The sequence below is a fragment of the candidate division TA06 bacterium B3_TA06 genome (assembly GCA_005223075.1).
Taxonomy (GTDB): Bacteria; Hydrothermota; Tepidihabitantia; order B3-TA06; family B3-TA06; genus B3-TA06.
The window spans coordinates 95,214-103,944 of the sequence record NJBO01000006.1; the positions used below are offsets into that span (position 1 = coordinate 95,214).

Sequence of the window (8,731 nt, forward strand, 5' to 3'; positions counted from 1 at the left end):
GCAAATGGGTTATCCTGGAGTCATGGAGTGTAGACCAGATTTTTAGAGGATAGGAAGGGTGAAAATCAGGGCTTAGAAACCTTCACCACTTCTATGAAATTGGCAAATATCTCGTAGTGAAAGTCCGTGTGCTCCACCTCAGGGTGAAACTGCACACCGTAAAGCGGGCGCGTCTTGTGGCGGATCGCCTCGAACCGGCAGTCCTTGGAGTGTGCTAATGCAATGAACTCCGCAGGCAGCTCGTGAATCTCGTCGTTGTGCGACTCCCACACCGTGAACCGCTCCGGTAAGCCTTTGAACAGATCATCCGGGTCGGTAACGATAAGCTCCGCCTTGCCGTACTCAGGCACCTTAGCCGGGCCAGCCTTGCCCCCGAAGTGAAGGGCGATGAACTGATGCCCCACACATATCCCCAGAATAGGTATCTGCAGCTTGTCCAGGTAATCCGCGGTAACGCCCAGCTTGGGGATATCGGAGCCGATGCGGGGAGCGCCGCCGGATAGAATCAATCCATCCGCCTCGATCTGTTTGACCGGAGTCGTATTGGGAATGATCCTGGTGTCTATCTCAAGGTCGCGTAGCATCCTCCATTCCCGGTGGGTCCATTGCCCCCCGTTGTCGACGACGTCTACCCTCACTCCCACTCGATGGTTCCGGGCGGCTTGTGGGTTACGTCGTAGACCACACGCACCACCTGGGGAATGGAGTTGGTGATGCGGATTCCTATGCGTTCAAGAAGCGAGTAGGGGAGAGGACTGGCAGATGCGGTCATGGCGTCAATACTCTGCACCGCACGCACCACGACGGTTTCGCCGTAGGCGCGGACGTCTCCTCTTACCCCAACGCTCTTTACCGGCAGAAGCACCGCAAAGTACTGCCAGGGAAGCTCGCACTCGCCGCGCTCTGTTGCTTGCTCGATCTCCTCCTCCACGATCGCGCACGCTTCCCTCAGGATGGCTGTCCTTTCACGGGTTGCCTCACCTAAAACCCTTACCGCAAGTCCGGGTCCGGGGAAGGGCTGCTTCTCGGCTATCTCAAGTCCTAAATGTCTCGCCACTTTCCTGACCTCGTCCTTGTAGAGATCGCGCAGAGGCTCGGAAAGCTTCATCTTCATCTCTTCGGGCAGGCCGCCCACGTTGTGGTGGGATTTGATAACGTCGCGCAGCTGACCGCCCGACTCGATCCAGTCCGGGGCGATGGTGCCCTGGATCAGGGTATCGGCCTTGACCTTCTCGGCCTCGCGCTCGAACATCTTGATGAACAGGTTGCCGATGATCTTTCGTTTGCGCTCAGGGTCGGTAACACCGCGTAGCGCCTTGTAGAACTCAGCCGACGCGTCAACGAAACGCAGGTTCAGCCCCATGTTTCTGAGGAGGGCTTGCACGTGTTCGGGTTCGCCTTTTCTGAGGTAGCCGGTGTCCACGAAGACCGTAACCAGCCGTTCGCCGATGGCCCGGTTGCCCAAAACCGCCGATGTGGTCGAATCCACCCCGCCGGAGCAGGCAATTATAGCCGTGCCCTTAATCTCGTTCTTCAGCTTTTGTATGCACTCTTCAACGAATCCGGCAACGTCTTTCATGGACGAAGTTTACGTAGGGGGGAGGTAAAGTCAAGAAAGGCGGTGTTGATCCTCGTAGGGGCCGACCTTAAGGTCGGCCCGCCTATGTGAATTCGGATCGGGTCGGTCTAAAGACCAACCCCTACGTCTACTCGTCTAGGTTTGGGTGCCCGAAATCTCTGAGGACTTTGAGAAATACTTCCTTTTTGAGGAATTGCTGGAGTTGATTTTCTTCCAATTGGTAGAGAGACGAATTCCGTTCTACAGAAATATTATGTTTGTCGGTAGGCAATTGGGGGGAAGAGTCACGGCGGAATTGTGCTCTTGCTTGTGACCACTCACTTATCTTTTCAGGATAGTGAGGGTAGAAATTCTCGATCCACCATCCCTTGACATTATAGAGCTGGACGAGAGTTTTTAATTGAAAGCTTTCGTAAAGTTCTAAAAGCTCCGAAAAGATCCACCTGGCTGACTTAAAACCTAATTCTATATTAGCGATAAATAAAACTGGATGAATTTCTCTCTGTGAGCTTTTAGAGTCAAAAAGTTTGCTAACAAATAGCAATCCTCCATCTTGATGAATCCACACGTTAGGTAATCTGTGGTAATCGGAAGTTGATTCGTGACGATAATGGAAAAATCCATCTTTTACGTCTGGGGTATACATACCACTAATGCCGAGTTCTAAGCGCTTAAGTCCCGATTCAGTGTTAGATATGAACTCGCTTCTGTAAATGTCGATAAGCTCCTTGTGAAATATTCTTGGTAAGAAGAGACAATAGAGTTGAGTTTCATCATTTCCAACTTTTGCTTTTTCTTCTTCAAGTTTATCAAAGAGAGGCTTAGAGAGTTCCTTTAACCTCTTTTCTTGTACCTGTCTTCTATTGTAAAGCTCAGCTACTTCAGCTTCGCTCATTGGTTTTGCACCTGAGCTAGTGCGTCTGTAATACCTGTTTGTAGTAGTAACCATGTGAGGGGCGTTGGGGCTTTCGGGGATTTCTATAATCAAATACCCTTTACCCGTTTGCTCATCTGATATTATTCTACGGATTCGTAAGCCTTCTATGAATGGTTTGATGGAAGTGTGATGAACGTCATCTATACGTTCTTCCCAATTACCTATCTCAAAAGGGGTCCGTGCCACGGGTAACTTGGTTCTTTTATCCTCTTTAACCCCAACAATTATTATGCCGCCTTGGTTATTGGCGAATGAAGAGATGTCCTTTGCGATTTCATTAGCAGTGTTTTTGCCTTTCTTTTCCGGCCAAGGTTCTTCCTTATAGTCAAGGGTGTAATTTTCAGGAATACGATCATCAATTAATCTTTGGATATCCTCTTCTGTTTCCAAATGCATAAGCTTAGTTTAAAGGTGGATTAGAGTTTTGTCAAGCATATAGTGCGAACCTGAAGGTTCGCTAAACAAAAGCGAGGCTGAAGCCTCGCGCTACGCGGAAAGGGTTCACCACAACAGTCCCAGTTTGCCGCCGAGGTACAGGAGGCCGGCGAAGAGGAAGCCGCCGATGATGGCAAGGGTGAAGAGAAGTCGAGCATCCTCACCCTTGTTTTTACGGTCCCAGCCGATGAACGCGAGCACCGCGCCGCCCACCCCACATACGAGCGCCGCAACCGAAATGACGATTCCCCAGAATTTCATGCTCTAGCTTAATCCGGTTACTCGACTTGTCAACGTTGGATGCTCCTTTTGTGCAGAGGGGAAAAGATCGCAACTCGTTAAACCACGCCGGTATTGTGCGTAATTCCCTTACTAAAACCAATGGTGCCAATCTCGAAAGATGTTGACAACCTGTTGAGGTCAACTACAATTAGAGGTAGGTTAGGTGAGTTTGTCAGGGTGGCAGGCGCTGGTATGTCGACTTCTCATATAACGGGAGAAGCTACCGCAGGTCGGACCAAGCGAGAGGCTCTTTTAAAACTTGGAGAGATTCAACGACGGATATAACAAAAGGAGACGCTTAGAGACTGTCCTGCTACTGTCAACCGTGAGATCCAGACGCTGAAACACATGTTTCGTATTTTCAAAGGCTCATTTCTTGGATGCTGTAAATAGTGCTGGCACAAAATTGGCACAGTTTGATTTTCATCCGTCAAGAGTTTCACAAGTGACGTAGTTACGTGCGCCGGAGTAGCTCAGTTGGCTAGAGCAGCGGTTTTGTAAACCGCAGGTCGGGGGTTCGACTCCCTTCTCCGGCTTTAAGGGTAGGTACCCAAGTGGCCAAAGGGGGCAGACTGTAAATCTGCTGGCGAATGCCTTCGGGGGTTCGAATCCTCCCCTGCCCATTATTCTTCCTTTCAAAAGATGTGGCAAATAAGCTGGTCAAAAGCTGGTCAAAAGCTGGTCAAAAGCTACCCAAAAGGTGGTCAAAGTTCGGGGTCCCCACGAAAATGCGAAGCATTTTTGTGGGGTAAAAAAGATGGACAAGAACGCGACTTCGTCGCGATTGCTCCGCAAGCGTCGCCCTCCGGTGCAAATATCAAATATCAAAATGCAAAATTAAGGGGGCTGTCGGCTAACAGCTGACGGCGAATCGTATGAGGTGACGAGTTGGATGTAAAGGAGATGGGGGAGAGACGCGAGGAGAGGAGGGGCAAGGTTGACACGAATTTACTTTCACAATATACTTCTAACATGAAGAATCCAAAAGAGCAGACGAAGAACTTTAAACAAAGAGAAGAAGAGCAAAGGCTGAATGCTAGATGTCTTTTATTGGCACCATCCAACACCCCATTGATTAAGTCCATTAAGAAGGCATTAGAGAACTTCTATTCTGTTATTACCCCTAGTGACGTTCCATCTCATGGGAGTCTTATCGTCGACAAAGTAACGAGTTTGATTGTAGATTCTGACCTAATCATTGCAGACGTGTCCACAACGAACCCCAACACAATGTATGAAATAGGCGTTGCGGTTGGTCTCAGAAAACCGGTACTCTTAATTAGAGATAAGAAAACTGAAAATATGCTTCTGAGTGCGTTCGCTGGTTGGTTGAGTAATCAATAACTTCCCCCTTCCTCCAACCCTTTTCTTCTAATCCCCCTTTAGTTCCCCCTTAGAGAAGGGGGACTTTTGTCACCCTCCCCATACCCCCTGCCCGACTGGGGCACGCTGTCCCGTCAAGGGAGGGGTAGTATATCGTAGTCCCCTCCTCCTCAATCCCCCTTTGGTTCCCCCTTCAGTAAGGGAGGCTTTCAGCATAAACGCCCGAATCCCGGCGGGTCAGGGGACCACAACCAGGATTCGAGCACTCGGTTGCATCGGTGATGTGGGGGGGGTTATAAATTCATCCTGCGGTAAAGCACATCGATCCCCTCAAGAAAGCGCTCAAGAGAGAATATCTCGTTCAGCTCGGCCTCGGATAACTTCTCATTGATTTCTTTCTTCTTGCGCGCCAGAAGATCAAACGATTGCCCTTGTTCCTTTGTCTTGAAGGCCAGATCCTGGACCAGCTTGTAGGCGTCCTGGCGCGCCATGCCTTTTTTAATCAGTGCAAGCAGGAGCCTTTGCGCGAAGAAAACACCCCCTGTCCCATCCAGAATCTGGCTCATCCGATCCACCTCTACCTTCAATCCATTGATCACCCCCTGCATCTTGCGCACAAGGTAGTGTGCGAGATTGAACGAGTCAGACAGTATCACCCGCTCAACCGATGAGTGGGAGATGTCGCGCTCGTGCCACAACGCCACGTTCTCAAGCCCGGCCTGCACGTTTGATCTAAGTATCCTTGCAAGGCCGCAGACCCGTTCGGTGATCACCGGGTTGCGCTTATGCGGCATGGCAGACGACCCGGTCTGACGTTCTTTAAATGGTTCAAAAAGCTCGTCCAGCCCCTCAAGCTGGCCTAATCGGATGTTTAAGGCCATGCGCTCAAGCCAGGTCCCTATAAGAGCCAGGGCGAATAGCACGGTTGCGTGGCGGTCTCGCGGTATCACCTGGGTGGCCACCGGCTCAGGCTCAAGTCCTAGGTCTTTCAGCGCCAGCTCTTCAACAATAGGGGGGAGGACGGTGAACGTTCCTACCGTTCCTGAGATGCGTCCGCGTGCAGCTATGCTGCGGGCATGCTCTAAACCTTCTGTCACCCGCAGACCCTCCGAGTACCATGAGAGCGCCCGCACCCCGAAGGTTATTGGTTCGGCACCCCTGCCGTGTGTGCGCCCAAGAGCCGGTGTGCGCTTGTGTTTGAGAGCGAGCTCGGCCAGGGTCTTATTGAGCTTGTTGAGATCCTTTGCTAGAACGTCACATGCCTGTAGGATCCGCAGGGTCAGTGCGGTGTCCACCACGTCGTATGAGGTGAGACCGTAATGTAGATACTCCTTTGAACAGGGTGCTTTCTCCCATACAGCCTCTAGGAACGCGGTAACCTCGTGCTCTGTCTCTTGTTCGATCTCTCTAACCCTTTCAGGATCAACATCTGAGACGTCCGCAAGGCATTCTGAAAGGCCTTTTGGTATTATCCCAAGCTCTTCTTCTGCCTTTGCCACCGCCTTCTCGACCCTTAACCAGTATCGGAAGCGGTGCTCATCAGCCCATATCTCGGCCATCTGTGAAGTGGAGTAACGTTTTATCATTTTAAAATCCCCGGTAAAGTCGGTAGCGGCCTCCGTCGCGTTCGATCACCGATGTGCGGGGATCTTCGACTGAACGTACCGCCTTTTTAAGTTCCCTTATGTTCGGGGTTTCCATCGAGCCATAGGCCAGGATCACGTCGCCTTGCTTAAGTCCGAGTTCGGCACCTCGACTGCCCCGTTCGATCTTCAACACAACCACCCCCTGCAGGCTGCGGATGTTATACCGATAGCGAATCGCCGGGTCGAGATCCATCGCTTGGATGCCCAAAGCAGCTATCCTTACCGGTGCTGGAGTGGTGTACTCTATCGCTTGTAGGGTGCGAACAAATGGCTTACCTTCGTCCGTTATTCCTTCAAGCCGAACTGTGTCAGCTACAAAAAGGCCCTGCTCCATCATCTGCCAGTCCGATTCACTGGCGTATGTGATACCGTTTGCTGAGATGATAACCCAGGCTTCCTCGAGATTTCCTCGCTCGGCCGGAGTATTCTCGAATATCTGGGTGACGATGATTCCTCTCTGCCCCGGGATTCCCAATGCGCGGGCCATGTCCGATGTCAGGGTCTGTACACCCAGGCCAAGCCATGCGATGCGACGTTCGGAGTGGCTTTGAAGCTCGTATATGAACTTCTTTACCCGGTTCGCTGGTATGGCGAAGCCTATGCCCTCGGAGCCGCCGCTTTTGGTGAAGATGAAGGTGTTGATGCCTATGACCTCTCCTGCGATATTTGTAAGAGGGCCTCCTGAGTTTCCAGGGTTGATGGCCGCATCGGTCTGGATAACTCCCGAGTAGCTGAATCGCTTGGCTTCGCCGGTCTGTACCCTGCGGCCTGTGGCCGATATCACGCCTGCGGTAACGCTCGGCTTGGCGTCCGCAATAAGGAACCCAAAAGGGTTGCCCAGGGCTATGGCCCACTCGCCGATCAAGAGGTCGTCGGAGTTGCCGAGGACTGCCGATTGAAGATCCTCAGGGGGATTTATGAGCTTAAGAAGCGCCAGGTCAAGGCCCGCATCTATACCCATAACGTTGGTGTCGAAGGTTCTGCCGTCAGCGAGTGTTACCTTTATTGTGGTTGCATCCTGGACAACGTGTGCATTGGTTACGATTTTGCCGTCATCAGATACTATGAATCCTGATCCCAGGCTCTGAATCTCCCGGCTGTACTCGCGAGGGAATAGGTTGCCGAAGAACTCATCGAAGAAGGGGTCAAGCCAGAAGGGTGAGCTGTAGGTACGTGTTTGCAAGACTGTTATGGAGACGACCGTGGGCATAACCCGCTCTGCGGCTATAACGATCCCTGTCCGCCTGGCCTGGGCGGTGGCAGCCGCCAACGAATCCGGCTCTTCCGCTTGCCCTGTTGGAGGCAAGAACATGGCAAGCCCCAGAGCAATCCAGGCAAGGGTCTTGATCCGGTTCATCATCCTCTAATATTAGTCAAAAAGGATGATGCGTCAATCAAACTGCCTGCGCAGGAACGCCGGGATCTCAAGATCCTCATCAGAGAGGGGTTTCGGCTCCACCTTTTCGAACCCGCGCGGGACCTTGCGCTCATGCCGCATAAAGGTCGGCACCTTTAGGTCCTGCGCTCCATGCGGCATTAATCCTTCGACCTTTTCTACACGAGGGGGCATCTCTTCGATACCTGTGGCTATCACCGTGACGCGAATCTCATCGGCGAACTCCTCCTCCTGTATCGCTCCGAAGATGATGTTTGAGTCGGCGTTGGCGTAGCCGTAGATGATGCGTGCCGCTTCGTTGACCTCGTGCAGTGTTAAATCCTCGCCGCCGGAGATATTGAGAAGTATTCCCTTAGCACCGGAGATCTCGAACTCCTCGATCAGTGGTGATGAGATCGCCTTCTGCGCCGCGTCAACCGCCCGGTTCTCGCCCTTGGAGGAGCCTATGCCGATCACCGCACTGCCACGATTTGCCATGATGGCGCGCACGTCGGCGAAGTCCAGGTTGATCATACCGGTGCGTGTGATGAGATCGGTGATGCCTCGTGTGGCGTTGAAGAGCACCTCGTCTACCATGCGGAAGCTGTCGCGTAGCGTCATGTTTTGCGGGATAACAGATAAAAGTTTCTGATTTGGGATGACGATGAGGGTGTCTACGTTCTTCTTGATTAGCTCTATGCCTTCATCGCTCTGGCTCTTGCGAACCGGGCCCTCGAAGTCGAAGGGACGAGTTACAACTGCGACGGTAAGTATGGAAAGCGACTGGGCAAGCTCGGCCACCAGAGGTGCACCACCGGTTCCGGTCCCGCCGCCCTCGCCAGCGGCGATGAACACCATATCCAGGTCAAGGAGTATCTCCTTTATCTGTTCAAGCGATTCTTCGGTGGCACGCCTGCCTACCTCGGGGTCGCCGCCGGATCCTAAGCCTCGTGTAAGATTAGGCCCAAGCTGGATCTTATGCTCGGCCCTGGTTTGATCAAGCGCCTGAACGTCGGTGTTTAAGGCATAGAAACGCACGTCTGGTAAGCCCTTCTCGATCATGTGATCCACGGCGTTGCCGCCCGCGCCGCCGAAACCTATAACCCCTATTTGTGCTTGATAACGGTTTTCCTCAACTGGTTCGAACATGTCTT

General features: G+C 52.2%; 8 protein-coding genes and 2 tRNA genes. 3 read left to right on the forward strand and 7 right to left on the reverse strand.

Annotated elements, in window-relative coordinates:
- Positions 1-65: 65 nt before the first annotated feature.
- The 4 genes from CEE36_05325 to CEE36_05340 all read right to left on the reverse strand — a co-directional run bounded on the left by CEE36_05325 (position 66) and on the right by CEE36_05340 (position 3,212).
- Positions 66-638 (reverse strand): GMP synthase, encoded by a 573-nt coding sequence (locus CEE36_05325; GenBank protein TKJ43172.1) that lies wholly within the window; start codon positions 636-638, stop codon positions 66-68.
- Complete coding sequence (locus CEE36_05330; protein ID TKJ43173.1) at positions 635-1,579, reverse strand: GMP synthase; 945 nt, start codon at positions 1,577-1,579, stop codon at positions 635-637. The genes CEE36_05325 and CEE36_05330 overlap by 4 nt, the downstream gene beginning before the upstream one ends.
- Before the next feature lie 127 nt (positions 1,580-1,706).
- The gene (locus CEE36_05335) at positions 1,707-2,912 is read right to left on the reverse strand and encodes a hypothetical protein (protein ID TKJ43174.1); all 1,206 of its coding nucleotides are present in this window, start codon (positions 2,910-2,912) and stop codon (positions 1,707-1,709) included.
- Between the two features lie 105 nt (positions 2,913-3,017).
- On the reverse strand, positions 3,018-3,212 hold the full coding sequence (locus CEE36_05340; protein TKJ43175.1) for a hypothetical protein: 195 nt from the start codon (positions 3,210-3,212) through the stop codon (positions 3,018-3,020).
- 483 nt (positions 3,213-3,695) lie between these two features.
- Here CEE36_05340 and CEE36_05345 point away from each other — a divergent pair.
- The 3 genes from CEE36_05345 to CEE36_05355 all read left to right on the forward strand — a co-directional run bounded on the left by CEE36_05345 (position 3,696) and on the right by CEE36_05355 (position 4,577).
- Positions 3,696-3,769: transfer RNA gene (locus CEE36_05345), tRNA-Thr, on the forward strand.
- Between the two features lie 4 nt (positions 3,770-3,773).
- A tRNA-Tyr gene (locus CEE36_05350) sits at positions 3,774-3,856 on the forward strand.
- 265 nt (positions 3,857-4,121) lie between these two features.
- Positions 4,122-4,577: a hypothetical protein gene (locus CEE36_05355; protein ID TKJ43176.1), complete on the forward strand. Its 456-nt coding sequence runs from the start codon at positions 4,122-4,124 to the stop codon at positions 4,575-4,577.
- Positions 4,578-4,849: 272 nt separating this feature from the next.
- Here the strand turns inward: CEE36_05355 and CEE36_05360 are convergent, their stop codons facing one another.
- The 3 genes from CEE36_05360 to CEE36_05370 are packed head-to-tail and all read right to left on the reverse strand — an operon-like array spanning position 4,850 to position 8,726.
- Positions 4,850-6,142: an adenylosuccinate lyase gene (locus tag CEE36_05360; protein TKJ43177.1), complete on the reverse strand. Its 1,293-nt coding sequence runs from the start codon at positions 6,140-6,142 to the stop codon at positions 4,850-4,852.
- A gap of 1 nt (position 6,143) precedes the next feature.
- Positions 6,144-7,562 (reverse strand): hypothetical protein, encoded by a 1,419-nt coding sequence (locus CEE36_05365; protein TKJ43178.1) that lies wholly within the window; start codon positions 7,560-7,562, stop codon positions 6,144-6,146.
- Between the two features lie 30 nt (positions 7,563-7,592).
- On the reverse strand, positions 7,593-8,726 hold the full coding sequence (locus CEE36_05370) for a cell division protein FtsZ (protein TKJ43179.1): 1,134 nt from the start codon (positions 8,724-8,726) through the stop codon (positions 7,593-7,595).
- Positions 8,727-8,731: the final 5 nt, after the last annotated feature.

Excerpts from the sequence above, each read along its gene's own strand:
- CEE36_05330 (TKJ43173.1), bottom strand. The coding sequence starts at position 1,579 with ATGAAAGACGTTGCCGGATTCGTTGAAGAGTGCATACAAAAGCTGAAG.
- CEE36_05335 (TKJ43174.1), bottom strand. The coding sequence starts at position 2,912 with ATGCATTTGGAAACAGAAGAGGATATCCAAAGATTAATTGATGATCGT.
- CEE36_05340 (TKJ43175.1), bottom strand. The coding sequence starts at position 3,212 with ATGAAATTCTGGGGAATCGTCATTTCGGTTGCGGCGCTCGTATGTGGG.
- CEE36_05360 (TKJ43177.1), bottom strand. The coding sequence starts at position 6,142 with ATGATAAAACGTTACTCCACTTCACAGATGGCCGAGATATGGGCTGAT.
- CEE36_05365 (TKJ43178.1), bottom strand. The coding sequence starts at position 7,562 with ATGATGAACCGGATCAAGACCCTTGCCTGGATTGCTCTGGGGCTTGCC.
- CEE36_05370 (TKJ43179.1), bottom strand. The coding sequence starts at position 8,726 with ATGTTCGAACCAGTTGAGGAAAACCGTTATCAAGCACAAATAGGGGTT.